We start from the raw sequence: 25032 nt of genomic DNA on the forward strand, positions 1-25032 counted from the left end.
CCCTCAGACAGACGAACGGACCCGTACCCACTCCATGCCCGCGCGCAAGAAGCCCGAAAGCCCCGCCTCCCTGCCCATCGGCGGCAAGGCCGCGACCATCAACGACATCGCGCGGCTTTCCGGCGTCTCGAAGAAGACCGTCTCGCGCATCATCAACCACTCTCCCCTGGTCCGTAAGGACACCCGCGAGAAAGTGGAGACCTTGATGCGGGAAGTCGGTTACGTGCCCGATCCGATGGCGCGCGGCCTGGCGTTCCGCCGGTCGTTCCTGATCGGCATGGTCTACGACAACCCGACCGCGCAGTACATCGTGAACATGCAGTACGGCGCGCTGGACGCGTTGCGCGATTCGGGCTTCGAACTGGTGGTGCATCCGTGCGACAGCCGCAGCCCGGGCTACATCGACGGCGTGCGCCGCTTCGTGCAGCAGCAGAAACTGCACGGCGTGATGCTGGTACCACGCGCCTCGGAAGACCAGGCGCTGGCCGACATGCTGGCCGAGATCGGCTGCCGCTATTCGCGCATCGCCTCGGTGTCGATGGACACGCCCGCGCGGATGGTGGTCACGCACGACCGCGACGGCGCGGCGGAAGCCGCCGAATACCTGCTGTCCCTCGGCCACACCGACATCGCGCTGATCACCGGCCCGGCGGCGTACCGGTCGTCGATCGAACGCACAGATGGCTTCGTGCAGGCGCTCGCCAAGCGCGGCCTGGAGATCCCCAAGTCGCGCATCATCGAGGCCGGCTACACCTTCGAGTCCGGCGTGGTCGCGGCCGAGAAGCTGCTGTCCGGCAAGAACCGCCCCACCGCCATCTTCACCGGCAACGACGAAATGGCCGCCGGCGTCTACAAGGTCGCCATGCGCGCCGGCATCAACATCCCGCGCCAACTGTCGGTGGTCGGGTTCGACGACAGCCCGCTCGCCTCGCGCCTGTGGCCCTCGCTGACCTCGGTCCGCCGCAACACCCGCGACACGGGCCGCACTGCGGCCGCCATGCTGATCCAGCCGGAAGGCACGCCTGTGCTGGCCGCGGCCAGCATCCGCCCGCACCTGATCATCCGCGACTCCTCGCAGCCACCCGAGTAACACGTGTCGACACCAGGCGCAGCATGCCCGCCCGGTGCCGCACCGCAAAATGACACCGGTTACCAAAGCCCGTAGAATCGCCCCACGACCTAACCCGACGCCCCGCTCCACGGGCGTCCGCATCCACGGAGCCCCGCCCATGTTCTGCAAGACCTACCACGCCACCCATCCGGACATGATGGACGGGGCCAGCAACGACCAACTGCGCGACCGCTACCTGATCGGCAACCTGTTCGCTGCGGACACGGTGCAACTGAACTACTCGCACAACGAGCGCTTCGTGATCGGCGGTGCCGCGCCGGTCTCGAAGAAGGTCGACCTGCCGCGGCAGACCGAACCCGCTTCGGCCGCGGGCAAGCCCTTCCTCGAGCGTCGCGAACTGGGCGTGATCAATGTCGGCGGCGGCGCCGGCAAGGTCACCGTCGACGGCACGACGTACGCGCTCGGGCCGAAGGATGGCCTGTACGTGGCCATGGGCAGCGCCGACGTGGCATTCGAATCCGATGACGCGTCGAACCCCGCCAAGTTCTACCTCACCTCTACGCCGGCGCACGCGCGCTTCGAAACCAAGCAGCTCTCGATCAAGGATGCCGTCGCGCTGGAGCGCGGCGCGCTGGAAACGAGCAACGAGCGCACGATCTATCAGTTCATCGTGCCGGCCACCTGCCAGTCTTCGCAGCTGTTGCTGGGCCTGACCGTGCTGAAGACCGGCAGCGTGTGGAACACCATGCCGCCGCACCTGCACGACCGCCGCAGCGAGGTGTATTTCTACTTCGACCTGGCCGAGAACGACCGCGTCTACCACTTCATGGGCGAACCGGAAGCGCAGCGCCACATCGTCGTGCAGAACGACGAAGCCGTGGTGTCGCCGCCGTGGTCGATCCACATGGGCTCGGGCACCAGCAACTACGCCTTCATCTGGGCGATGGGCGGCGAAAACCTGGACTACACCGACATGCATGTGCTGGACATCTGCCAGCTGAAATGACCCTTCGCACGTAGAGCCGAGCTTGCTCGGCTGCACGACGGACCGAAGCACGCGATCAAGAACGCAGCGGAGCAAGCTCCGCTCCATCCAACCTGCAGCAGCACATATCGAGGGGCATCCCGATGGCAAGCAATCCGTTCAGTCTCGAAGGCAAGGTCGCGCTGGTGACCGGCGCCAACACCGGCCTGGGCCAGGGCGTCGCGCTGGCGCTCGCCGAAGCCGGTGCCGACATCGCCGCCGCCGGCATCGTCGAAGCCACCGAAACAGGAGAGAAGGTGCGCGCCCTGGGCCGCCGCTTCCTCAACCTGGACGCGAACCTGATCAGCATCGAGCCGGTCGAGCGCCTGGTGAAAGAGACCGTCGAGGGTCTCGGCGGGCTGGACATCCTGGTCAACAACGCCGGCCTGATCCGTCGCGCCGATGCGGTGGATTTCAGCGAGAAGGACTGGGACGACGTGATGAACGTCAACATCAAGTCGGCGTTCTTCATGTCGCAGGCGGCTGGACGTCATTTCATCGCACAGGGCAGCGGCAAGATCATCAACATCGCGTCGATGCTGTCGTTCCAGGGCGGCATCCGCGTGCCGTCGTACACGGCCAGCAAGTCCGGCATCGCCGGCATCACCCGCCTGCTGGCGAACGAGTGGGGCAACAAGGGCGTCAACATCAACGCCATCGCGCCCGGCTACATGGCCACCGACAACACCGCGCAACTGCGTGCGGACGAAGACCGCAACAAAGCGATCCTGGACCGCATCCCGGCCGGTCGCTGGGGTGAGCCGTCGGACCTGGGCGGAGCCGCCGTGTTCCTGTCCTCGCGCGCGTCGGACTACATCAACGGCGCCATCATCCCCGTCGACGGTGGCTGGCTGGCACGCTGACGCACCAGATCCTGTGGGAGCGACGTCAGTCGCGATGGAAGTATCCAGAAGTTCATCGCGACTGACGTCGCTCCCACAGGCGACATGAAGGACATGGCTGATGTTTCGTTCGCTCATCCTCGTCGCGCTTCTCGCCTGCTGTGCATCGGTGGCCGCCGCGCCCCCCCGCCAGGTCTTCATCGCCGGCGACTCCACCGCCAGCCACTACGGGCCGGAACGCGCACCGCGCGAAGGATGGGGCCAGCAGCTGCAGGGGTTCCTCGATGAGGCCTATGTGGTCCGCAACCACGCGCAGAGCGGGCGGAGTTCGCGCAGCTTCATCGCCGAAGGCTGGTTCGATGGCATGGCGAAGGACATGCATGCCGGCGACGTGCTGCTGATCCAGTTCGGCCACAACGACGAGAAGATCGAAGACCCCACACGCTACAACGAACCCCGGCAGGCATTCCCCGAATGGCTGGGGCGCTACCTGGCGTTGGCGCGACAGAAGGGTGCCACGCCGATCCTGGTGACCCCGGTAGCGCGCCGCAAGTTCGACCATGGGCAACTGCTCGACACGCACGGACTGTACGCGCAGGCGGTGCGCGATCTTGCGTCGCGGGAGAACGTGGGGCTGATCGACCTGTCGGCTGCCAGCATGGACTGGCTGCGCGCAGCCGGCGACGAGGCCAGCAAGGCCTATTACATGCACGTGCCGGAACAGGACCAGCGGGACGACACCCATTTCCAGCAGCGTGGCGCGGTGATGGTGGCCTGCCTGGTGGTGGCGGGCTGGAAACGGCTCGACCCCTCGCTTGCGGCCCACGTGAAACGCGACACGGACTGCGGCGCACCCGCCACTGCACTCGCGGATCGCAAGGCCCAGGCGAATCCGTCCCTGATCGTGAACGAGCGCGACATCGCGGTGGAGCAGCCGGGGCCGCACGGTGGCGCTGGCGTCACCGTTGCCCATCCGTTCTTCCGCGACGCACCTGCGCTCGGCTTCGAGTTCCGCAAGCGCGTGTTGCGCCGGGGCGCCGGCATCGGCCTGCACCAGCACCACAAGGACGAGATCTACTACGTGCTGGGTGGAAGCGGCATCTACGAACTGGACGGCGTGGCGCGCGAGGTCCGCGCCGGCGACGCGATGCTGACACGCCCCGGCAGCACGCATGCGATCCGCCAGCACGGCGACGCGGACCTGGTGCTGCTGATCATGTACGGGAAGAAGCAGGAGTGAGCCGGAAGGACTGACACGTGAGGGGAAGAGCGCCCTGGCTCACTCCCCACGCCTCTCCCCTCATTTCTCCAGCGCAGGCGCGGGGCGATCCCAGCGGCGATAGGTGGCTTCCAGCGCACTGCGCAGACGCCGGTACTGCGCGGTGCCGGGTTCGGCCTGCAGGCGACCGGCGACTGCCTTCCACCCGCCTTCGTGATCACGCGACCACTCGCGCACGACGGCGCGGCACGGCTGTCCCACGATCTGCGCCAGCGCGCACGCCATGAAGATATCGCCGGCGGTCCAGTCCGGTTGCTGCTGCATCGCTTCCACGTAGGCACGCGGCACGGTGTAGTAGCGCGCCATCTCGTCTGCGAAGGACGCGGGGTAGCGGCTTGCGTAGTCGTTGATGTCCGCCAGGTGGCGATCCACCGAAGCGTCGCCGGTGGCGGGCGCATACGCCGCCGTGGCGTCCTGCGCGGCGACGGGCGCGCACAGCGCGGCCGACAGGCAGGCCAGCAAGGCAAAGGGGGGCAGCGCGCGCTTCACGGCGCCATTGTGCCCCACGGCCATCGCCTTCGCTGGGTGCATTCAGGCATCCGGTACGGATTCGATCGTCGCAAGCGCATCCGACAGCTGCCCTGCGTTCTCCACCACCCGCAGGCGCGGCGCATCGTGGGCCACGCCATGCTCGGCCTCGAGCGCCCACGTCACGTGGTATGGCATGTGGATGCCCCAGCCGCCGAGACCCAGGACGGGTTCGATGTCCGACCGCAGCGAGTTGCCGACCATCGCGAACCGTGACGGCTCGACCTCGAGTTCGCGCAGCACGCGCGCATAGGTGGGCTCGTCCTTCTCGGACACCACCTCGATGCGGTGGAAGAGATCCGCCAGGCCGGATTGCGCGATCTTGGCCTCCTGGTGGAACAGGTCGCCCTTGGTGATCAGCACGATCTCGTGGTCGGCGGCGATGCGCTCGACGGCCTCGCGGATGCCCGGCAGCAGATCCACCGGATGCAGCAGCGTGGTGCGCCCGATCTCAATCACCCGGTGCAGGTCGCGTGCGCTGATGCGTTCGTCGGTCAGCTGGATAGCGGTCTCCAGCATCGACAGCGTCATGCCCTTCACGCCGTAGCCGAAGATTTTCAGGTTGCGGCGCTCGACATCCAGCAGGTGCTGGTGCGTGCGCGCGTCGGCGAGGTCCACGTAAGTGCCGAGGATGGCCTCGAAGTCGGCCTCGGCCTGGCGGTAGTAATCCTCGCTCTTCCAGAGCGTGTCGTCGCCGTCGAAGCCGACCCATCGGATGCGCGCCATCTGATCCCTGCCCTGCATTCTTCACGAAGGCCGCGAAGGATAGCAGCCAGCCCAGCCGTCAATGAAAACGGCCGCCATCGACATGGCGGCCGTGATGGCATTGCGGCATGCCTCTGCGTCGTGCGCTAACCCCCGCTGCTGGGCGGCGGTGTGCTGCCGTCGGTGGCCGGCGGCGTGGTTTCCGGCGCGTTGGGATTGGCCGGCGGCGGGAGGTTCGGATCGGTCGGCGGTACGGCCGGATCCGTCGGGGTGGGTGATGGCGGCACCACGTTGTCGGTGGGCGGCGCGGTTTCCACCGGCTCCGGTGCACTCGGCGGCGGAGTGTCTTCCGGCTTGGGACCGCACGCCGTCATCAAGCCCGCGCTGAGCAGCGCAAGGCCGAGGCCCAGCGTCAAGGTACGGGTGGGATTCTTCATCGGTTCCTCCATGCAGCATGGTTCATTGGGAATGGATGTGCAGTGACTTCAGGGGTTGTCCTGCCGCGCATGCACCGCGTACTCCTCCGGTGTCAGGCGACCGTCGGCATCCTTGTCGAGCGTGCCGAATACCTGCGCCAGTGGCGGGTCGACAGCCGCTTCGTCCTTGCTGATCGCGCCATCTGCATTCTGGTCCAGGTCCTGGAACGGGCGCGGTACGGGGGTCGTGGGGGGTGGGCTCGTCTGCGGCGACGGTCGTTCCTCGCCGCGCTGCGGCACCTCCTGCGCATGGGCCAGCGGTGCAGTGGTGAGTGCGATGACAGTGGCCAGCGCACCCAGGCAGGACAGCGTCTTCGTGTTCATGGATCCCTCCTCGTCATCGAGTTCCCTCCGGAAGAGAAAGGGCGGCACGACAGGCCGCCCTTTCCGGCGGGTCACACGCTGGCGTCATGGCGCCGCGATCGACCCGGTGCGATGGGCCGGATTACTTCTGCTGGTCGCCGTAGTTCTTGCTCACGAAGGCCTTGTATTCGTCGGCGGTGAGCTTGCCATCGGTGTCGGCGTCGGCCTGGTCGAAGACCTGGCTGAGGCCGGCGTTGGCGGAGGCTTCCTGCTTGCTGATGGCGCCATCGCCATCGGTATCCACGTCAGCCCAACCCTGCTTGGCCTGCGTCGCGGACTGCGTGCTCTGGGTGGGACCCTGGGTCGCCGCGCCGGTCGCCTGTTCGGCCGTCGGCTCGGTCTGGCTCTGCTGCGTCGCCGCGTCTTCGGTCTTTTCCTGCGCGAACGCCAGCGGCATGGCCAGCGCGGCGCTCAGGGCGACCAGGGCGATCAGCGGCTTGCGGTTGTTCTTCGTCATGTCAGTGCTCCGTTCTGTGGGAGTGCGTCCGATTGCGCACGGCCCCACCTTGCAACGTCGCTTCTGAACGAAACTGGCGCGCTGAAATGAACGTGCACGCACGCTTAACCACAAGCGGATTCGCATCGGCTAGCCCCGTGTTAGGGCGTCGTGAGCGTGTCGTCAGGCGCGTGTGGAATGCGTGATGCCGCGCATCGTTTGCCGTTAGGTATTCGTTTCCTGCCCGCTTTTCGACGGCACTCAATCCGGCGTTTTCTTGCTGAACCATTGCCAACCAAGGGCGACGCCGCTCAACGCGCCGGCGATTTCCAGCACCACGCGCGAGCCGAGCGAATCGGGATCGTGGATACCCTGCAATGCCAGTCGCGCATACAACGGAGATTCCAGTTTCGAAATGCCCAGGTAGAACATGTTCCAGGTGTCCACCCCGGCACCGAAGATCACGGCCGAGACGCAGGCCCAACCGACGGCATGCCCCATCGACCAGCGCATCCTGGTGCTCACCCAGTTCCAGAACAGGAAGCAGAGCACGCCCAGCACGAAAGCGATCAGGCCCGCTTCGATGGCGCCCAGCACGCCGTAGTGCAGGGGCAGATTCATCGCGCGCACCCTTCCAGGACGCACGCTGCGGTGTGTGGATTCGTGTAGCGGTGCATGGACAGGCATTCCCCGGCGCGGGACCGCGCCTGACGCCACAGGTTAACCGATGCGATCCCGCCCCGTGCGGTGCTGGCATGATGGCGCCATTGCCGCAACGGGAGCATCGCATGAGTCGTCTTTTGCTGGCCGGCGCGACCGGTCTGGTAGGACAGGCGACGCTGCGGCGCGCACTGGCATCCGCACGGGTGCGCCAGGTGGTCGCGCCCACGCGCAAACCCCTCGCCCCCCATCCCAAACTGCTGAACCCGGTCGTGGATTTCGAGGCACTGCCCCCCGATGCGGAGTGGTGGCGAGTGGATGCCGTGGCCTGCGCGCTGGGCACGACGATCCGCGATGCAGGTTCGCAGGACGCATTCCGGCGCGTGGACCACGACTATCCGCTTGCGATCGCACGCCACGCCCATGCACACGGCACGCAGGCCTTCGCGCTGGTGTCGGCGATGGGCGCCGATGCAGGTTCGCGGATCTTCTATTCGCGCACGAAGGGCGAGGTCGAAAACGCACTCGCCGCGATCGGCTTCACATCGCTCACCTTGCTGCGCCCGGGCCTGCTGGGCGGCGAACGCGTGCAGCACCGGGGCGGCGAACGTTGGGCGCTGCACGTGCTGGGTGCGCTGGATCCGGTCCTGCCGAAGCGCTACAGGATCGTGCCTGCGGACCGCGTGGCGCAGGCATTGCTGGATGCGGCCATGGATGCGGTGCCGGGGCGGCACGTCATTCCATCGGAGCATTTTCTGGGCTGATGCCCTCGGGTCATGCGTCAGGCTCGTCCACGCGTACCTGCACGCCGTCGGCGACGATGCGGTACTCGGCCTCGGCTACCGCGGTTCCCGCACTGGTTTCCTTCGCAGTGTGGTCGCGCGCCGCCGATGACAATGTCACCCGCGACAGCACGCCATGCACCTGCGCATGTCCTCTCACGTCCTTGGGCACGTAGAAATCGTGATCGCCCAGCAGCACGCGCGCGCCATGTCCGTCGTCCTCGAGCATCACCCAGCAGCCCTTCTTCTGGCAGACATCGACGACGCGTCCGCTGAAGACGCGCGCCTGGCCTTCGTACGCTGCCGGTTGCGCGAGCGCCTGTGCCAACGGCACCACCGCACCGGCGGGGATGTCGGCACCGTACTTGTCCCAGGCAGTGTCGGACGCCATCACGGGCGCTGCGACCACCACAGAACAGATCATCGCCAACCAACGTTGCATGGCCATTGCCTCCGGGGGAATGGAGGCATCTTACCTGCGCCCCGGTCCACCGGTTCAGTGCAGGAGGCCGTGGTGCACGAGCTGCAGGCGTTGTGTACCCGTCGCGGTGATGGCCTGGCTGGCGCGTTCGAGCAGGCGTTCGTCCTCCTCATCGATCACCACCAGCACCTTGCCTGCGGCGATCTCGGTGCGATAGTCGCGGCGTACTTCGCTGGGCACGGAGGAACCGGCCAGCGCCGCCGCCCAGCCACCGACCGTCGCGCCAACCACCGTGCAAAGCAGCACCGCCGCCCACGGGATGCCCACCGCAGGGATGGCCATGGCGAGCAGGCCGATGACCAGACCGACGACACCGCCGCCCACCAACCCGCGCGCCGCCGCCGGCATGAAGTCGGTGGGGGAGCCTTCCTTGTCGGCATCGGGCATCTGCGTCATCTCGATGTCCGGACGCCCGACAAGGGACGCATGATCGGGGCGGATGCCCAGATGCAATGCCACATGCAGGGCCGCCTCGGCGGTGTCGATGTCGGGGGCGCTGAACACGCGTCGCGTCTTCATGGCGATCTCCAGGCCGACGCGGGAGGGCCGACCGTAAGGACCACGCTAGACCGCGATGGGGAAGCAGCGAGTGAAAAAATCCAACCGTGGCTGACGCGCCGACACACGGTGGGCACGCGAGAAGTTCAGAGCGCGGGACGCTCCGGTGCCTGCTTGCGTCCCAGCGCGCGCAGATAAAGCTCGTACAACGCGGTGACCTTGGATACGTATTCCTGCGTTTCCGCGTAGGGCGGCACGCCGCCGTAGCGCGACACGGTGCCGATGCCGGCGTTGTAGGCGGCCGCGACCAGCGTCAGGTCGCCCTTGTAACGGCGCATCAGCCCACGCAGGTGGCGCGCTCCTGCGTTGATCGATTCGGTGGAGGAATACGGGTCGGCGACGCCGTACTCCTTCGCCACGTCCGGCATCAGCTGCATCACGCCCATCGCGCCCTTCGGCGACAGCGCCTTCGCATCGAAGTCGCTCTCGGCATGCGCGACGGCACGCAGCCAGGCGTCGTCGACGCCGGTCTGGCGCGCGGCCGCCTTGAACTCGGCGGGATAGCGGTCCAGTCGTGGTTTACCCACCCTGCCCAGACCCGGATGGGCGGGCTCACCCGGCGGGGTCTGCACGGTGAATTTCAGGTAGGGGGTGGAACCCGGCAGGTTGCGCGTGGAATACACCTTCTGCCCGTCCTGCTCGCGCTCGTACAGCGTGCCGCTGAATACGCCCATCGAGCCCCACAGGTTCGGCGTGCTGACGGCGTTGTCGTCGATCTCCCTGGCCGCGCACTTGGATCCGGGTTCCGGCGCCGTGGCCAGGCTGACGGTGCCGGCCTGCACGCACCGGTACACCGTACGCGCGCCCGCTTCGGTGCTGGCCAGGGCCAGCACTGTCAGCAGTAAGCCGGCGGCGCGTCGGAGAGGGTGCATGGGCGGCGGATTCTAGGCCCGGCAAGCTGAAGGGCACCCTGAATCACGCTTCCCGCGCCGACGGCCGGCCAGTCTGGCCCGGTCCCTGCTGCGCCGCAGCAGCCAAGCGCGTAAAATGCCGGCCTCTTTCACCGCACCCCCTCGGAGCACGCAATGGGCCTGGATCTGGTCAGCGCCGGCAAGAACCCGCCGGACGAAATCAACGTCATCATCGAGATCCCCAAGGACGCCGAGCCGGTGAAGTACGAGGTGGACAAGGCCAGCGGCGCGATCTTCGTCGACCGCATCCTCTCCACGCCCATGCGCTACCCCTGCAACTACGGCTACGTGCCGCACACGCTGTGCGGCGACGGCGACCCGGCCGACGTGCTGGTGGTCCTGCCGCTGCCGCTGATCCCCGGCTCGGTGATCCGCTGCCGCCCGGTCGGCGTGCTGCGCATGAGCGACGAAGCCGGCAGCGACGAGAAGCTGCTGGCCGTGCCGGTGGACAAGGTGTTCGCCGGTTACAGCCACATCGCCGACATCGACCAGGTCAGCCCGCACTGGCTGGAGCGCATCGGCCACTTCTTCGAGCACTACAAGGACCTGGAGAAGGGCAAGTGGGTCAAGCTGGATGGCTGGGGCAATGCCGCCGAAGCCAAGGCCGTGTTGGTGGACGCCATCGCCCGCCAGGCCGCGCAACCGGACAGCGAGAAGCACAAGTTCTGATTGCGCCCCCGCGCATCAACCGGAAAGGCCGCCCGCAGGGCGGCCTTTTTTCTTCCTGCGATCAGAGACCCGCGGCGCGTGCCGCGCGTTCGATCGTGGCTTTCCACTGCACGAGACGCGGCTCGATGTCGGCCGCATGCCGCCGCCACTTGTCGGGATCGGGCTTCGACAGGGTGTAGCGCGACAGGGGAAGCTGCCCACCTAGTTCGCGGTCCCAGGACCACCCTGCCCATTCGCTCAGGCGCCGTGCCTCCCCTTGAGGGTCCTGCACGAAGCGTCCGTAGTCGACCGATACCCGGTCGGCAGGCGACAACGCATCCAGATCGTCCAGCATGAGGCGCGTGGCGGTTTCCCACTGGCTCGCCACGATCTCCCCTAGGTCCTTCCCGTTCAACGCCTGCCAACCCGGCGTCAGCAGGAACGACCACGCCGGTCCCTGCCAGCCGGGCAGGTTGTACATGCGGAACCGGCCGGACTGCCACCCGTCGATCATGCTGCCCCAGACCTGACGGGGATCGCGATGCAGGTAGATGAACTTCGCATCGGGGAACACCGCCTTCAGGAACGGAATGCGCAACGCGTTCTTTGGCGTCTTCTCCAGCATGCGGAGCGTCGCATCCGCGTCGGGTGGATTGCCCTCACGATCACGCAGCGCATCGAAGAACCGGGAGCGCAGCGCCTGCACGACAGCCGGCGTGGCATCGGCAAGCCCCAACTGGTTGGAGTGGAACGCGCGCTGGGCCGGGGCAAGGCCCTCGACGCCCTCGATCAGCAGATGGCTTTCATCGCCGATCGTGTGCACGCCAGGCGCACCGGACAGCGTCTCGAACAACAGCGTGGAGCCCGAACGCGGCGGACTGACGATGAAGACGGGCTGCTTCCAAGCGGGGACTTTCGCTGCGACACCCGTGCGCGCCTGCCCCCCGGGGCTGGCTGGCCTGGCGCCATGCGGATCGCGGCGCGCGGACTCATCCACGTCGGCGGCCAGAGCCATGCTGAAGATGTGCGCCTTCAATGCTGCCAGCAGGCCGAGTCCGTTCTGCAGACGGACCTGCGCGACGCCCGCCTGCGCGAGTTTTTCCTGGGTGTCCTTCAGCAGCGTCCTGAAATGCGGCAGTCCCGACGCCTGGTTGCCATGGCAGGCCCACACGCCGTGCCAGTGGCGCGCAAAACGCGTCAGCAACGCATGGATCGCGGGCAGCTGCGGGGTCCGTTCGGCGTCGTTGATCAGGAAGGCGATGCATTCGCGCAGCTCCCACGGTGTCATCACGTCGGAAGCATTGAACGATTCGTAGTCCAGCGTCGCCCGGTGGCCCTGCATCGGCGCGATCCGTCGTGGCGCCCAACCCGGCTCGCGCCGCTCCGGGGTCCTGCCCTGCTCCAGCAGGTCCCAGAACGCGACACCGCCCACCGTATCGGCCACCAGGTGGATGCGCGTTTCGCTGCCTTCATTCAGGACCCGGTGGTGGCGCCAGGTGTCGAAGATCCAGCACTCGCCCGCCGCCATGTTCACTTCGCTGTCGCCGCACTGGAAGCGCACCGAGGGCGTGGTGATGATCGGCACGTGAACCCGCATGTGGTCACGCCAGTAGTAATTGATGTCGACATGCCCGGTGACTTCGGACTGTCCCGAGAGACGCATCAGGCGGGAACGCCCCCACGTGGCGCCGAGGGATTCCAGCACCTGCATGAGGTACGGCAGCCGCTCCAGCGAAGGCGTAGGCCGCATCCGTCCCGTGACCTGGTCGCTGTCGGGATCGCCTTCCGTGGTGATCAGCGCGAGCGCGCTGTTGCCGGGGATTCCGCCCGGATGGGATCGCCAGCATGCCTCGTCGATCGTCCGCACCTCGCGCGCCAATGCCTCGGCGTCGAAGGCAACGGGCAGCTGGATGAAGGGGGCGGGCAGCTTCATGGGGTCGTGCGGATCTCGGCAAGGCCCCGGGGACGGGACGGTGTATCGGTACGCCGGATGATACCAACCGCCGCCACGCCGCCGTGCCCACAAAGAACGACGGCCCCTTGCGGGGCCGTCGTGGTGCAGCATACGCGTCGATCCGGAGATCAGAAGCGCTGGGTGTACTTGACGTACAGGTAACGATCGAAGTCGAAGCCACCGTAGTACGCGAAGTCGCTGTGGCGGTACTCGGAGTTCGAGAACATCAGCGGACCCTTGTGGTCGAACACGTTGTTGGCGCCGATGGCGATCGTGGCATCCCACGGCGCCTTGTAGCTGACCTGCAGGTCATGGAACGTGTTGGAACCGACGCGGCGGATCGCATCCTCTTCACCATTGGCGATGTGGTCCGGCTCGGTGCAGGGACGGTTCGGCACGCAGCTTTCCTTCATGCCCGAGTAGTAACGGGCCGTCCAGTTGACTGCGAACGCACCCAGCGACCAGTCCACGCCCAGGTTCGAGCGCACACGGAAGATGCCGGAATTGCCCACGTTGCCCACGATGATCTTCTCGCCGGCCGAGTTCTCGGCTTCCTCGTCGTAGACGCTGGTGTAGGACGAGGTCCAGTCGAACGCGATCTTGCCGAACGACTGCTCCGGGAGCGCGTACTTCACGCCCAGGTCGAAGCCTTCGGTCTCCATCGCGCCGAGGTTGGCCAGGCCGTAGAACAGATCGGTGATGTGGCCGTCGCTGGCACGCACGATGCCTTCGCAGCGGGCACTGTTGCCCAGCACATAGCAGTCACGCAGGATGCGGTCCACGCTATCCTCGATGATCATGTTCTTCAGCTCGTAACGGTACCAGTCCAGCGAGATGTCCAGACCTTCCACCCAGCGCGGTGACCACACCAGGCCCATGGTCTTGCTCTTGGACGTTTCCGGGACCAGCGTGGGGTTGGAGCCGGTGATGAACTGGTCCGGGGTGGCGCACGGATAGGTCGTGCAGGGCACCAGGCCCTGGCCCAGCTGCACGTAGCCGAGCGGAACGCCCGCGCCGGTGCAGGCCGCGTTGCCGTTGACGCTGTTCACCGCGCCGACGCCGCAGGGGTCGGTGTAGTTCTCGAAGCTGGTGCCGATGCCGCCGTACAGGTTGTCGATCGTCGGGGCGCGGAAGCCCTCGGCGTAGGTGCCGCGGACCAGCAGCTCGTCGATCGGACGCCAGGTGAAGCCGAACTTGCTGTTGATCGTGTCGCCGAAGTTGCTGTAGTCGGAGTAGCGGCTGGCGACGTTGAAGGTCAGTTCCTTCGCGAACGCCATGTCAGCCAGCACCGGGATGTTCAGCTCGACGTAGACCTCGTCGACCGAATAGTCACCCTCGGTGGTGGTTGCACCCAGGCCGGTGCTCTGGCCCGACTGCGCGAACGCGTCCGGCACGAAGCGACCCTGCTCCTTGCGGTGCTCCACGCCCACCGCGATGCCCAGATCGCCGGCCGGCAATTCGAACAGCGTGCCCGCCAGATTGGCGGTGTAGCTGGTGGTACGGGTCAGGCCGGTATCGGTGAACCACGGGAACAGGAATTTCTGCAGCTCAGGATCGGACAGCGAGCCCGGGCCGGCGACGCCGTAAGGCAGCAGCGGGTTCCACGGACGGCAATCGGACAGCGGGGTCGGATCGGCCGCGCTGCCGCACTGGGCGACACCGTCGGCATTGATGAACGACGGACCCAGCGCCTGGCGCGAGGCGATCAGGCTCATGTCGCCGCGCGCACGCTTGGTCGACTGGTTGCGGTTGATCAGCGCACCGACATCCCAGTCCCAGGTCTTGCCGCCCAGGTCGAAGAAGCCGGCGAAGCCGCCCGCGAAGCGGTAGGTTTCCAGCTCGCTGTCGGTGGTGCGCGGCATTTCCCACAGGCGACGACGGAACGTGGTGTCGCCCGGCATCGGGTTGAACGCACTGTCGGCGGACAGCGGCGTGCCGAACGCGGCCGACTGGTACGGATAGCCGGCGATCTGCGACTGGGTGGAGCGATGGTTGTACAGCACGTCGGCGTTGAACGTGACGTTGTCGGTCAGGTCGTAGTTCGCATTGACGAACACCGAACGGCGCTCGATGCCCGTGGACAGGAACATCTGCTGGTTGGCATTGGCATTGTCTGCTGCCGTGTGCAGCACATAGTCGCCACGCACTCCAGGAGTACCGCCGTCACGCAGCGTATACCAGAGCTCGTCCGCCGGAGCGACGTAGCCGGGCTGACCCGGTCGCAGGCCGGGCGTCTGGCACGGATCGCAGAACGAGCCGTTCTGGCTGATCGGGCTCCAGCCCGAACCCGGATAGTTTGGACCGGCGTTGCCGTCCTTGGAGAACCAGCGGTCGGCGGCGGAGATCGGGTCTTCCTTCGAGTACTCGACCGACAGCGTGACGCCGCCACGGTCGCTGGCCGAGCCCACGGTGAAGGAGTACTGCTTGGTGTCGCCGTCGCCTTCGCCGGTCTGGCCGATGTACGCCGAAGCCTCGGCGCCTTCGAAGCGCTTGCGCGTGATGACGTTGACCACGCCGGCGATCGCGTCGGAACCGTAGATGGCGGATGCGCCGTCCTTCAGCACTTCGATGCGGTCGATGGCCGACATCGGGATCTGGCTCAGATCCTGGTAACCACCGGTGGTGGCGCCCAGGCGACGGCCGTTGACCAGCACCAGGGTGCGGGTCGCGCCCAGGTTGCGGATGTCGACGTAGTAACCACCCACGTTCTCGCCCGAGGCCAGCGCTTCGGAACGCGCGATCGCGGGGGAACCGGCGGAGGTCAGGTTCTGCAGCACGTCGGCCACCGAGGTGAAGCCCTGCTTCTCGATGTCCTCACGCGCGATGGTGATGATCGGCTGCTGCGTTTCCATGTCGGCGCCGCGGATGCGGGAGCCGGTGACTTCGAGGCGATCGAGCGTGGTGGTGCTCGAGGGCGCATCGGTGGTTTCCTGCGCCATGGCGAACGCCGGGACCAGTGCGATGGCAATGCCGGCCGGCAGCAAGCCGACCCGCATCGCGCGACGCGGACTACGATGGTTCATTGAATCTCTCCTCAGGGGAACGTGTTGCGTTATGGGCGTGTTAAAACGCCTTGCAAACTTACGTTCCAGTCTTCACGGCCGCTTTGCGCACGAGGGCCGATGACTTTGCCGAGTCTGTCCTCGACGCAGTCGATGCCATGCGATAGCGACTGGCCGAGGTTCCGAAGCGCGCACGGAAAGCACGCGCGAAGCTGCAGCAATTGTCGAAACCCGATGCCGCGGCGACTTCGCCCACCATCATCGAGGTGTTGCGCAGCAGTTCGGCCGCATGCTCCAGCCGCATCCGTGCCGCGGCCGCCTGCGGACTCTCGTCGTACAGACTGTAGAAGGTGCGCGAGAAGTACCAGCTGGAGAAACTGGTCAGTTCGGCCAGTTCACTGATCCGCACCACGCGGTCGCAATTGCCCTCCAGATAGAGGCGCGCGCGCTGCAGGCGGCCGAATACCTGGCGCTTGCGGCTGCGTGAACGCCCCGGGCAACGCTGGATGTAGTCGGAGAACTCCTGCTGGATGGCCACCATATGCAGCAGCAAGGGGCGGAGTGCGAGGAAATCCGGGCCTTGCGGGGCGTGCCGGGACACCGCGCGCCACAGGCGCAGCAGGGTCAGCGCATCGCGTCGGGACAACCGCCCACGACCGGCATACAAGGGGCTGTCGGCGAATCGCGCCATCGCGCGCAGGGCATCCGCGCTCAGCGCCACCCCCAAGCACAGGCCATAGCGGTCGCTCTGCACCAACGGCTTGGAGTCGCGCTCCAGTGCGATCCAGTGCCCCCGGCGCAGCCGGAAGCGTCCTTCCTTGGCCTCCACCCACGAGGTACCGCGCAGCTGCACCCACACGGTGAACACGTCGGCACCCGCCTGCACGGCACCCAACCGCGAGACCGCGATGCAGCCGTTCGGATCCTGGCCATCGGCCGCATCGGCGCGGACCACTTGTCCGCGGTCCCCCCACAAGGTTTGCTCCATCGGTCATTCCACTTTGCGCAACAGGAGCAGTGGATGTGCCGGAACATGGCGGTCGGCGCAGGAAATTGCGCGGAAAACCCGCCGAAATCTCCACGAATCCACTTCCGAAGAACTTGCGAAAGTGTTTTCTTTTTCTGGATCAGCGACTTACCAGAACCGCACCGGGGGCGTCGCCGCCGTTCGCCGCAACGACAGCAGGCCGATGTCGGACCCGTCGTTGATCGCCATTGAGACGTACGCCACACGCGTGCGCGCATGTGCGCTGAAACCATTGATCGTGGAGAGATGGTCCGGCTCAAGGCATCGGGGGGGCGGATGCGAGCGTCCTGCCCCGATGTGGCGCAGGCTGACATAGCACCCGGCCCGTTGTTCGAGGTACTCGATCTGACCGTCCTCGGTGACCGTCCAGGTGCGGTAACGCTGGCTGGCCGGGTGATTGCCATCGATCTGGCGAATGCTGGCGGGAGACAGGGACAGGTCCGCCTGCCACAGCCCGTCGTGGCCCAGCCGGGTGAACAACACCCGCCCCTGTGCGCCGTCAGGGCGCGCGAACGACACGCCCTCGATGGTGGCAACCTGCCGCCACGGCGTGCTGCTCCGGTCGAACAGCACCAGTTGCTGGCTGTCCCCGCGCCCCGCGACCACGAAGATCCGCGCCGGGTCCGGCGAATAGGCCGCGAACAGCAGGTCCTCCAGCGCCACCGGCACCGCCAGCGACTGCAGCTGGCCGCTGGCGGGGACCAGTTCGTGCAGGCCATAGCGCCCGGCACCGTCCGTCCCGACGACGAGCACCCGCTTGCCGTCCGGCGACCACGCAGGCAGGTGGCGGGACTCGGGATGGATGCCCTCGATCAGGCGCAACGACGCGGGGCGTTCCATGTCGGCCCACCAGAGGGCGTAGTCGCCGGAGCGGTCGGAGGTGAACACGATCTGGCGGCCATCCGGCGCCACCGACGGCAACGTGTCACGACCGGTGGAAGGGAACAGCCGTTCCGGCACGGGCAACTTCCCGTCCATCGCCGGCGCACTGCTGATGCGGTAGACGCCGAACTGCGGCTTGCGCTGCACGAACGCCAGCTGGTCGGCACGCGCTGCAATGGCCGGCGTCTGTGCATCTTCAATGCCGAGATCCTCGATGCGACCATCCTGCAAGGTCAGGCGATACAAACGCGTGTGACTGTCGACGCGGCGCCCGAACACGATGGCCTTGCCGTCCGGGGTCCAGTCCCAGCCGCGCAGTTCCGCGCGCTGATGGGTGAGGCGCTCCGCCCGTCCCCCTTCTGCGGGAATGCGCCACAGGTCGCCCAGCGGCGTGTTGCGGACAAAGGCGATCCATTTGCCGTCCGGCGAATAGCGCGGCGCGGTATCGACATCTTCGTCGCTCGCGCCGTAGTCCAGCGCACGCCAGCGCCCCGTGGCGAGGTCCAGCAGGCGCAGGCCCGGTTCGCCCGCCCCCGTCAGCGGACTGCTGAACACCAGTCCATCGCCGCCAGGCATCCAGTCGAAACTGGGCCGGTTGTTCGGATCGCAGATCCCGAGCGTGCGCGGTTCCCCGCCACTGGCCTGGACCGCCATGATCCGGCAGTCCTTGCCCGGGAAGCGGCGCAGGAACGCGATTTCACGGCCACTGGGCGACCACTCCGGGTTGCTGTCCCATGCGCCCTCCGGTGGCACGGTCAGGGTGCGCGGCTGGGCCGGCTCGGTGGTCTGCACCATGACCGCGGTGCCCGCCAGTTCTTCCGTCAGGCTGGACAGATAGGCGACCTGCGAACCGTCCGGCGACAGCGTCGGTGACAGTTCGAATCCGGGTGCCGAGGTGATCAGGCGATACGGACGCGGTGCAGGTACCAGTGTCTGCACGCCGGGCTCCACGGCAAGAGGGCCGCTGCGGGTCCCCATCATCCAAAGACCCCACGCTGCGATACCCAACGCCAGTACGCCCAGCCCGATGCCCCAGGCCCAGCGACGGAACAAGCGTGGGTCTGGCGACTGCCCTGCGTTGGCCATCACCGGAACCGGCGCCGCCGCGTGTCGGGATGCATCGTCGACCGGCACGACGACGGGGGCGTCAGCTGGCGCGGACGAAGCAGAGACAGGTTCATCGGCGGCAGGCGGCGAAGCATCGTCGCCTGCCGCCGGCAACCACTCCACCGACGCCAGCAGGCGATACCCGCTCTTGGCGATGGTCTCGATATAGCGCGGACCATCGCCACGCTCACCGAATGCCTTGCGCAACTGGGTGATGGCCTGGGTGACCACATCGTTGGTCGGCAGCGTGTCGGGCCAGACCACGGCCAGCAGCGTGTCGCGTGTGACGACCCTTCCAGGCGCGTCGGCCAGCGCCAGCAGCACGCCCATCGATTTGGGCGTGATGCGCGCGGGCTTGCGGGCACCCGGCGCGCGGATCTCGCGCAGGGAGATGTCGACGAAGCACTCGCCCACCTTCAGGTGTTCGGCAGGGGGCACGATGGGGGCTCGGCAGGTCGGGGCATGTGGGGGCGGATGCTGCGCCGGCGCCCTTGTCCCGTCATGTGCCTGAATACCTGTCACCGGCCGGATCGTTCAATCCGGCAGATTCGGCAAAGTGCAGGAACAGCATGGGGAAAGCGCACCGTCGCGGTGCATTTTACAGTGACCGCCGTGTTCCCCCTGAACGGGAACATCACAGGCAACCTCTCTCTCTCGCCGACGTCCTATTACAACCTGCTCCAGTATTCGCGCCCCCGGGCGCGAATTTTTTGCCTGCCTGAAACGCTCAGCCTTCCTTGCGCACCGGGTGCTTGAGGATCGTCAGGCCGATCAGCCGCGATACCACCACGGCGATGTACATCACGCCCGCGAACTGCTCCAGCATCACCAGCGCGCGGGCCTGGGGCTGGATGGGGACGACATCGCTCAGGCCTACGCCCGACAGCAGGCTGAAACTCAGGAACAGCAGCTCCATCCAGCTGCGCGGCGACTGCGGATCCACCGCAGCGGTGAAGCTGCCCGGATACCACTGCTGGCAGACCGAGAACGAAAAGGCGAAGGCCCATGCGAGCAGCGTGAACGTCGCGCCCGCGGCGAACAGTTCGTCGCTGGTGACCGAGTGGTCCTGCAGCATGTAGGCGATCAGGCTGCCCGCCGTGTAGAAGTACAGTCCGCTCTCCAGCAGGTGGGCGTAGATGCCCAGCGCAGGCTGGTCGAAGATGGCCGACGACACCGACAGCAGCACGGCGGGCACCGCGAGCGACCATGCAATCCAGTTCACCGCCGCGCTGCGGTTGACCACCCACAGCGCAAGCGCGAGCACAAGGATGCCGAACGCGCCGAACAGGGCCCGGCCTGCCTGGGTGTCTTCCATCACCGGATACAGCAGGATGCCCGCCAGTTGGACGATCAGCAGGAAGGCGCAGGGATGCCGTCGCGCCGTCACCAGCCAGCGCAACCAGAGCAAGGGCTTCGTCACGCGGCGAAACTCATTTGAAGTGGTACACCAAGGCGTAATACACCACGTAGATCCACGACAGCACGCCATGGATCACGGCCCACAACAGCGATTTGTTGGCGCTCCACGAGATGGTGATGGCCAGCGCGGTGCCGAAACCTATGCCCGCCTTCGCGAGGCCCGCACCCTCCCCCTTCACGGCAACACCGCAGGCGTGCCGCTGCCCGCGCGGTAGGGATAGCGCAGGAAGATGTCGGCCACGGCGGCATCGATCTTCGCGGCCCGCTCTTCCGGCGTGGCACGGCCCACGCGGCCGACCGCCACGCCCGTCCACACCAGCCGGTTCTGCGCCGCGTCCACCAGATCCACGTTCATCGTGCCCTCGGTGTACTGGTAGACCTCGGTGCGGTCGCGCCAATAGGGCACCGATACATAACGACGGGCGCGGTAGCTGTAGTAGTAGTCGTAGTCGACTTCCGGCATCGACACGACATCGGTCTTTTCCTGCATGTAGGCATTGAGGTTCACCCGCAGGTCGGGCGAAGTCTCATCGTAGACATAGCCGCGCGCTTCCATCTGCGCCCGCGCCGCATTCTTGATACGCCCGCTGGTCAGGGTCGCGTAGCCTTGCGCCTCGATCGCCAGCGGCGAATAGAAGGCGAAGCTGCGGTACTGCGCGAAGTTCGCGGACGGGTCCACGTCGCTGGTGACGCGTGGGCCGGTGGCGCAGGCCGCAAGCAGCAGGACGCACGCTGCCATCATCCAGCGGCCGGCATTACGGGCGAAACGGGCCATGATCGTTCTCCTGTCGGGACGCCGCCAGGATGGCGGACGCCCGGTGAACATTACGCATGAGTACGCCGGATGGATGCCTGGCACCCGGACCGGTCAGCCCTGACGATACACCTGCGCGCCCTGCGCCAGGAACTCCGCCGACTTCTCCGCCATGCCGGCCTCCAGCGCCGCCCGCTCCTCCACTCCGTGTTCGGCCGCGTAGTCGCGCACGTCCTGGGTGATCTTCATGGAACAGAAGTGCGGGCCGCACATGCTGCAGAAGTGCGCCAGCTTGTGCGCATCCTTGGGCAGGGTCTCATCGTGGAATTCCTTCGCCTTCTCTGGATCCAGACCGAGGTGGAACTGGTCCTCCCAGCGGAACTCGAATCTTGCCTTGCTCAGTGCGTTGTCGCGCACCTGCGCACCGGGATGGCCCTTCGCCAGATCCGCAGCATGGGCAGCGATCTTGTACGCCATGATGCCGTCGCGCACGTCCTGCCGGTTCGGCAGGCCCAGATGCTCCTTCGGCGTGACGTAGCAGAGCATCGCCGTGCCGAACCAGCCGATCATCGCCGCGCCGATGGCGGAGGTGATGTGGTCGTAGCCGGGTGCGATATCCGTGGTCAGCGGGCCGAGCGTGTAGAACGGCGCTTCGCCGCACTCGCGCAGCTGCTTGTCCATGTTCTCCTTGATCAGCTGCATGGGCACGTGGCCCGGGCCTTCGATCATGCATTGCACGTCGTGCTTCCACGCGATCTTGGTCAGCTCGCCGAGGGCTTCAAGTTCACCGAACTGCGCGGCGTCGTTGGCGTCGGCGATGCAGCCCGGACGCAGCCCATCGCCCAGCGAGAAGGCCACGTCGTAGGCCTTCATGATTTCGCAGATGTCCTCGAAGTGCGTGTAGAGGAAGTTTTCCTTGTGGTGTGCCAGACACCACTTGGCCATGATCGAGCCGCCACGCGAGACGATGCCGGTCACGCGCTTCGCCGTCAGCGGCACATGGCGCAGTAGCACGCCGGCATGGATGGTGAAGTAGTCCACGCCCTGCTCGGCCTGTTCGATCAACGTGTCGCGGAAGATCTCCCACGTCAGCGCTTCGGCACGGCCATCGACCTTCTCCAGCGCCTGGTAGATCGGCACGGTGCCGATCGGCACCGGCGAATTGCGGATGATCCACTCGCGCGTCTCGTGGATGTGCTTGCCGGTGGACAGGTCCATCACCGTGTCGCCGCCCCAGCGGATCGACCAGACCAGCTTCTCCACTTCCTCGGCGATACCGGAGGACACCGCGCTGTTGCCGATGTTGGCGTTGATCTTGGTCAGGAAGTTGCGGCCGATGATCATCGGCTCGCTTTCGGGGTGGTTGATGTTGTTGGGCAGGATGGCGCGGCCGCGGGCGATCTCGTCGCGCACGAACTCCGGGGTGATGAACGTCTGGATGCTGGCCCCGAAGGATTCGCCGGGATGCTGCTTCAGCAGCATCGCATCGCGCACCGCATCCAGCCGCTGGTTCTCGCGGATGGCGACGTATTCCATCTCCGGCGTGATGATGCCGCGCCTGGCGTAATGCATCTGGCTGACGTTGGCGCCCGCCTTCGCGCGGCGCGGCAGGATGCGGCCGGGGAAACGCACGCTGTCGAGCTTGGCATTGGTTTCGCGCGAACGGCCGAATTCCGAGCTGAGCGCCGGCAGCTGTTCCGTGTCCCCGCGTTCCTCGATCCACTTGGCACGCAGCGCGGGCAGGCCGGCAGCCAGGTCGATGGTCGCCGCCGGATCGGTATACGGGCCCGACGTGTCGTACACGGTGACCGGTGCGTTCTCCTCGCCACCGAACAGCGTCGGCGTCTGCGTCAGCGTGATCTCGCGCATCGGCACCTGCAGGTCGGCCCGCGAACCCTGCACGAAGATCTTGCGCGAACCGGGAATGGGCCGGGTCACGGATTCGGAAAGTTGCCCGGTCTGCTGCAGCAGATCGGCGGCGGGCTTGGGAATGGCATTCATCGGCATCGTCCTTTTGAATCCCCGCACATGGATGTGCGGGCTCTTGCGAGGGATTCGCATAATGGGATGCGAGGGGTCGCATCACGGACGAAGCGGCGGCGCGGCGACGGACGGATTGCGGGCCCGCGAGGGGCGACACAGCAACACGGCGCAGCCTGCGAAGCTTCCCTACGCCGGTCTCAACCGGATCAGGTTCGAAGGGTCTGTCTCAATCACCGGCCAGGCCGGCGATACCCCCGCTTCGGCGCGAATTAGACCACATCGGCCGGGCGGCCGTGTTCAGCCCAGCGTGTAGCCGATGCGGAAGCCTCCCCAGTGCCGGCCGTGAACGTGGATCGGCACCGATAGATCGAACATGATCTGTCCGGTGTCGCGGCGATACACCTGCAACCGGTACGGATCGGTATGCGCGCCGACACTGCGGCCGACGCGATCGGTGAACAGGCGCTTGGTCCGGTTGCCCACCAGGTCCTTCTCGCGGTCGCCGGTGAGGGGCTGGCTGAAACGCAGGTTGTGGGTAGGCACGTAGCCGTCGGGGTTGGCGCTGATGGCGAACACGATCCATGGATGCCGGCTGGCGAGGGGCTCCTGGAGCGGCGGCAGCAGCTCATCGCACAGGGTGTCGAAGGCCGTGGTGAACTTGGCCGGCTCGATGCCGGGTATCGGTATGTAGTCGCGCGCGAACAGGTCGTCTTCCCCCAACCGTCCGGTGGACAGCGCGTGCTCGAACGCCGCTCCGATCCGCGCCGCGCCCGCGCAGGCGAGGTCGTGCACGCGTGCGTGCCGTCGCACGCGCAGCGGATCGGGTGGCAGCCGGAACAGACCCACGCAGTCGTGCAGCGTGTCCGTACCCTGCGCCAGCGCCGCGCCCCGCGCCGCGACCTGGCCGGCATGCTCCAGGTTGCTGCGGCTCAGGTCGACCACCTGTTCCACGGCACGGTCGATCGCAGCGATTTCGTCGCCCTGGGCGGCCACCCGGCCGCCTGCGGACTCCATCGCCCGGCTCGCACGGCCCAGCAGATCGCCGATGCTGCCCAGTACCTGCTCGGTGGCCTGCGCGGAGAGCGCGCTTTCCGCCAACGCCTGGCCGCTCTCTTCCAGCATGGTGCGCACGTCGCGCGCGGCGGCGGAAGCCTGTCCGGCGAGTCGCCGTATTTCGCTGGCGACCACGCCGAAGCCGCGCCCGGCTTCGCCCGCGCGCGCGGCTTCGATACCGGCGTTGATCGACAGGATGTTGGTCTGGAACGCGACCGCGTCGATCACCGCGATGACATCGCCCGCTCGGGCCGAACGCCGTTCCACTTCACGCATCGCTTCGCCCAGCTCGCGCGCGGCGGATACACCCTCGCGTGCGCTGGCATCGGCCTGTGCCGCGATGCTGACCACTGCCCGCAGTTCCTCGCCGGCACCCTGCAGCCCCTGCAACAGGCGGCGCGTCGCGACCAGCACCTCCTCCAGTGCGGACACCTGGGACTGGGATTGCCGCAGCAGGTCTTCGTTCTCGTGCACGAGGTGCGGCACGTCGCCGGCCACCTGATGCGACAGTGCCACTGCCTGCCGGATGGCTTCGGCCAGGTTGCCGAAACCCGCTGCGATCTGCCGGAACAGGGGATCGGCGGCCTGTCCCTCGGCGGGAACCAGGTCCAGGTCGCAGGCACCGAGCAACAGGCCGATGCGTTCGAGCAGCGCACGATCCGCTTGCGCTTCACACAGGCGCTGCGCCAGCGGCTGCAAGGCCGGCGATGCCGCCACCGCAGCAGATTCTGCTGCCAGACCCGCCGCTTCGCGCAGCAGCGTGGCGGTTTCGGGGTGTGGCAGGGAGAGCATCCAGCCATCATCGTCGCGGTCGCGCTGGTACCGGACGCGTCGCGCCGGGTCGCCGCCCGGTGCCTGCCAGACGCCCTCTTCGCCGGTCAGTGCATCCGGTGACAGGCCCCACACATGCGCACCGTCCTGCCCCAGCAGGTGTTCGGCCGACACATCCAGCAGGTCCAGCGCCGCGCGGTTGGCGTCCAGCACGCGCGCATCGGCCGCCAGCCTCAGCAGGCCGACGGGGGCGTCCGGCAAACGATGGCGGGTATCGACGCCGGCTGTTGCCGCGTCCGCTGTGACTGACATGGA

The 25032-nt window shown here is 66.9% G+C and carries 24 protein-coding genes and 1 riboswitch; of the genes, 6 read left to right on the plus strand and 18 right to left on the minus strand.

Translation table 11 applies throughout. The annotated features are described in order from the left end of the window. Positions 1-34 precede the first annotated feature (34 nt). The 4 genes from WBN46_RS06015 (at position 35) to WBN46_RS06030 (ending at position 4178) form a co-directional block, all read left to right on the plus strand. Complete coding sequence (locus WBN46_RS06015) at positions 35-1090, plus strand: LacI family DNA-binding transcriptional regulator (protein WP_337730708.1); 1056 nt, start codon at positions 35-37, stop codon at positions 1088-1090. Between the two features lie 139 nt (positions 1091-1229). Continuing rightward, positions 1230-2078 carry a 5-dehydro-4-deoxy-D-glucuronate isomerase gene (gene kduI, locus WBN46_RS06020; protein ID WP_337730709.1) on the plus strand — a complete coding sequence of 283 codons (849 nt, stop codon included), beginning with the start codon at positions 1230-1232 and terminating at the stop codon, positions 2076-2078. Between the two features lie 122 nt (positions 2079-2200). Further along, positions 2201-2959 carry a 2-dehydro-3-deoxy-D-gluconate 5-dehydrogenase KduD gene (gene kduD / locus WBN46_RS06025; RefSeq protein ID WP_192200090.1) on the plus strand — a complete coding sequence of 253 codons (759 nt, stop codon included), beginning with the start codon at positions 2201-2203 and terminating at the stop codon, positions 2957-2959. Between the two features lie 100 nt (positions 2960-3059). After that, positions 3060-4178: a GDSL-type esterase/lipase family protein gene (locus WBN46_RS06030; RefSeq protein ID WP_337730710.1), complete on the plus strand. Its 1119-nt coding sequence runs from the start codon at positions 3060-3062 to the stop codon at positions 4176-4178. Positions 4179-4238: 60 nt separating this feature from the next. Here WBN46_RS06030 and WBN46_RS06035 read toward each other — a convergent pair whose 3' ends face one another. The 6 genes from WBN46_RS06035 to WBN46_RS06060 all read right to left on the minus strand — a co-directional run bounded on the left by WBN46_RS06035 (position 4239) and on the right by WBN46_RS06060 (position 7346). Continuing rightward, entirely contained in the window at positions 4239-4748 is a 510-nt protein-coding gene (locus tag WBN46_RS06035; protein WP_337730711.1) for a hypothetical protein, read from the minus strand. Further along, positions 4749-5489 carry an HAD family hydrolase gene (locus WBN46_RS06040; protein ID WP_337730712.1) on the minus strand — a complete coding sequence of 247 codons (741 nt, stop codon included), beginning with the start codon at positions 5487-5489 and terminating at the stop codon, positions 4749-4751. Positions 5490-5596: 107 nt separating this feature from the next. After that, positions 5597-5887 carry a hypothetical protein gene (locus WBN46_RS06045; RefSeq protein WP_337730713.1) on the minus strand — a complete coding sequence of 97 codons (291 nt, stop codon included), beginning with the start codon at positions 5885-5887 and terminating at the stop codon, positions 5597-5599. Positions 5888-5935: 48 nt separating this feature from the next. Beyond that, positions 5936-6250: a hypothetical protein gene (locus WBN46_RS06050; protein ID WP_337730714.1), complete on the minus strand. Its 315-nt coding sequence runs from the start codon at positions 6248-6250 to the stop codon at positions 5936-5938. A 121-nt stretch (positions 6251-6371) separates the two neighbouring features. Continuing rightward, positions 6372-6746 carry an EF-hand domain-containing protein gene (locus WBN46_RS06055; protein ID WP_337730715.1) on the minus strand — a complete coding sequence of 125 codons (375 nt, stop codon included), beginning with the start codon at positions 6744-6746 and terminating at the stop codon, positions 6372-6374. A 240-nt stretch (positions 6747-6986) separates the two neighbouring features. Beyond that, positions 6987-7346, minus strand: coding sequence for a hypothetical protein (locus tag WBN46_RS06060; RefSeq protein ID WP_337730716.1), 360 nt, complete (start codon positions 7344-7346; stop codon positions 6987-6989). A gap of 167 nt (positions 7347-7513) precedes the next feature. Here WBN46_RS06060 and WBN46_RS06065 point away from each other — a divergent pair, with 167 nt between their 5' ends. Continuing rightward, positions 7514-8149 carry an NAD-dependent dehydratase gene (locus WBN46_RS06065; RefSeq protein WP_337730717.1) on the plus strand — a complete coding sequence of 212 codons (636 nt, stop codon included), beginning with the start codon at positions 7514-7516 and terminating at the stop codon, positions 8147-8149. A 10-nt stretch (positions 8150-8159) separates the two neighbouring features. Here WBN46_RS06065 and WBN46_RS06070 read toward each other — a convergent pair whose 3' ends face one another. The 3 genes from WBN46_RS06070 to WBN46_RS06080 all read right to left on the minus strand — a co-directional run bounded on the left by WBN46_RS06070 (position 8160) and on the right by WBN46_RS06080 (position 10078). After that, complete coding sequence (locus WBN46_RS06070; RefSeq protein WP_337730718.1) at positions 8160-8609, minus strand: DUF4920 domain-containing protein; 450 nt, start codon at positions 8607-8609, stop codon at positions 8160-8162. A 54-nt stretch (positions 8610-8663) separates the two neighbouring features. Then, a complete protein-coding gene (locus WBN46_RS06075; RefSeq protein WP_142123285.1) occupies positions 8664-9167 on the minus strand; it encodes a hypothetical protein in 504 nt (167 codons plus the stop codon). A gap of 125 nt (positions 9168-9292) precedes the next feature. Next, positions 9293-10078, minus strand: coding sequence for a lytic transglycosylase domain-containing protein (locus WBN46_RS06080; RefSeq protein WP_337730719.1), 786 nt, complete (start codon positions 10076-10078; stop codon positions 9293-9295). Between the two features lie 153 nt (positions 10079-10231). Between WBN46_RS06080 and ppa the strand changes: the two genes are divergently transcribed. Then, entirely contained in the window at positions 10232-10786 is a 555-nt protein-coding gene (gene ppa / locus WBN46_RS06085) for an inorganic diphosphatase (RefSeq protein WP_337730720.1), read from the plus strand. A gap of 61 nt (positions 10787-10847) precedes the next feature. Here the strand turns inward: ppa and WBN46_RS06090 are convergent, their stop codons facing one another. The 9 genes from WBN46_RS06090 to WBN46_RS06130 form a co-directional block, all read right to left on the minus strand. Further along, the gene (locus WBN46_RS06090; RefSeq protein WP_337730721.1) at positions 10848-12698 is read right to left on the minus strand and encodes a sulfotransferase; all 1851 of its coding nucleotides are present in this window, start codon (positions 12696-12698) and stop codon (positions 10848-10850) included. 149 nt (positions 12699-12847) lie between these two features. Continuing rightward, entirely contained in the window at positions 12848-15742 is a 2895-nt protein-coding gene (locus WBN46_RS06095) for a TonB-dependent receptor (RefSeq protein WP_337730722.1), read from the minus strand. A gap of 58 nt (positions 15743-15800) precedes the next feature. Continuing rightward, on the minus strand, positions 15801-16709 hold the full coding sequence (locus tag WBN46_RS06100; RefSeq protein WP_337730723.1) for a helix-turn-helix domain-containing protein: 909 nt from the start codon (positions 16707-16709) through the stop codon (positions 15801-15803). Positions 16710-16856: 147 nt separating this feature from the next. Continuing rightward, complete coding sequence (locus WBN46_RS06105) at positions 16857-19175, minus strand: winged helix-turn-helix domain-containing protein (protein ID WP_337730724.1); 2319 nt, start codon at positions 19173-19175, stop codon at positions 16857-16859. 289 nt (positions 19176-19464) lie between these two features. Then, positions 19465-20157: an ion channel gene (locus WBN46_RS06110; protein WP_337730725.1), complete on the minus strand. Its 693-nt coding sequence runs from the start codon at positions 20155-20157 to the stop codon at positions 19465-19467. Between the two features lie 10 nt (positions 20158-20167). Next, entirely contained in the window at positions 20168-20335 is a 168-nt protein-coding gene (locus WBN46_RS06115) for a hypothetical protein (protein ID WP_337730726.1), read from the minus strand. Beyond that, on the minus strand, positions 20332-20931 hold the full coding sequence (locus tag WBN46_RS06120) for a DUF4136 domain-containing protein (RefSeq protein WP_337730727.1): 600 nt from the start codon (positions 20929-20931) through the stop codon (positions 20332-20334). The genes WBN46_RS06115 and WBN46_RS06120 overlap by 4 nt, the downstream gene beginning before the upstream one ends. A gap of 93 nt (positions 20932-21024) precedes the next feature. Then, positions 21025-22911, minus strand: coding sequence for a phosphomethylpyrimidine synthase ThiC (gene thiC / locus WBN46_RS06125; RefSeq protein ID WP_337730728.1), 1887 nt, complete (start codon positions 22909-22911; stop codon positions 21025-21027). A 147-nt stretch (positions 22912-23058) separates the two neighbouring features. Further along, positions 23059-23159: riboswitch (TPP riboswitch) on the minus strand. Between the two features lie 31 nt (positions 23160-23190). Then, entirely contained in the window at positions 23191-25029 is a 1839-nt protein-coding gene (locus WBN46_RS06130; RefSeq protein WP_337730729.1) for a methyl-accepting chemotaxis protein, read from the minus strand. Positions 25030-25032: the final 3 nt, after the last annotated feature.

This window comes from Pseudoxanthomonas sp. CCNWLW251, assembly GCF_037402255.1.
Classification (GTDB): Bacteria; Pseudomonadota; Gammaproteobacteria; order Xanthomonadales; family Xanthomonadaceae; genus Pseudoxanthomonas_A.

Coding starts and splice junctions, on each gene's coding strand:
- WBN46_RS06015 (WP_337730708.1), top strand. CDS start 35: ATGCCCGCGCGCAAGAAGCCCGAAAGCCCCGCCTCCCTGCCCATCGGC.
- kduI (WP_337730709.1), top strand. CDS start 1,230: ATGTTCTGCAAGACCTACCACGCCACCCATCCGGACATGATGGACGGG.
- kduD (WP_192200090.1), top strand. CDS start 2,201: ATGGCAAGCAATCCGTTCAGTCTCGAAGGCAAGGTCGCGCTGGTGACC.
- WBN46_RS06030 (WP_337730710.1), top strand. CDS start 3,060: ATGTTTCGTTCGCTCATCCTCGTCGCGCTTCTCGCCTGCTGTGCATCG.
- WBN46_RS06035 (WP_337730711.1), bottom strand. CDS start 4,748: ATGCACCCAGCGAAGGCGATGGCCGTGGGGCACAATGGCGCCGTGAAG.
- WBN46_RS06040 (WP_337730712.1), bottom strand. CDS start 5,489: ATGCAGGGCAGGGATCAGATGGCGCGCATCCGATGGGTCGGCTTCGAC.
- WBN46_RS06045 (WP_337730713.1), bottom strand. CDS start 5,887: ATGAAGAATCCCACCCGTACCTTGACGCTGGGCCTCGGCCTTGCGCTG.
- WBN46_RS06050 (WP_337730714.1), bottom strand. CDS start 6,250: ATGAACACGAAGACGCTGTCCTGCCTGGGTGCGCTGGCCACTGTCATC.
- WBN46_RS06055 (WP_337730715.1), bottom strand. CDS start 6,746: ATGACGAAGAACAACCGCAAGCCGCTGATCGCCCTGGTCGCCCTGAGC.
- WBN46_RS06060 (WP_337730716.1), bottom strand. CDS start 7,346: ATGAATCTGCCCCTGCACTACGGCGTGCTGGGCGCCATCGAAGCGGGC.
- WBN46_RS06065 (WP_337730717.1), top strand. CDS start 7,514: ATGAGTCGTCTTTTGCTGGCCGGCGCGACCGGTCTGGTAGGACAGGCG.
- WBN46_RS06070 (WP_337730718.1), bottom strand. CDS start 8,609: ATGCAACGTTGGTTGGCGATGATCTGTTCTGTGGTGGTCGCAGCGCCC.
- WBN46_RS06075 (WP_142123285.1), bottom strand. CDS start 9,167: ATGAAGACGCGACGCGTGTTCAGCGCCCCCGACATCGACACCGCCGAG.
- WBN46_RS06080 (WP_337730719.1), bottom strand. CDS start 10,078: ATGCACCCTCTCCGACGCGCCGCCGGCTTACTGCTGACAGTGCTGGCC.
- ppa (WP_337730720.1), top strand. CDS start 10,232: ATGGGCCTGGATCTGGTCAGCGCCGGCAAGAACCCGCCGGACGAAATC.
- WBN46_RS06090 (WP_337730721.1), bottom strand. CDS start 12,698: ATGAAGCTGCCCGCCCCCTTCATCCAGCTGCCCGTTGCCTTCGACGCC.
- WBN46_RS06095 (WP_337730722.1), bottom strand. CDS start 15,742: ATGAACCATCGTAGTCCGCGTCGCGCGATGCGGGTCGGCTTGCTGCCG.
- WBN46_RS06100 (WP_337730723.1), bottom strand. CDS start 16,709: ATGGAGCAAACCTTGTGGGGGGACCGCGGACAAGTGGTCCGCGCCGAT.
- WBN46_RS06120 (WP_337730727.1), bottom strand. CDS start 20,931: ATGGCCCGTTTCGCCCGTAATGCCGGCCGCTGGATGATGGCAGCGTGC.
- thiC (WP_337730728.1), bottom strand. CDS start 22,911: ATGAATGCCATTCCCAAGCCCGCCGCCGATCTGCTGCAGCAGACCGGG.
- WBN46_RS06130 (WP_337730729.1), bottom strand. CDS start 25,029: ATGTCAGTCACAGCGGACGCGGCAACAGCCGGCGTCGATACCCGCCAT.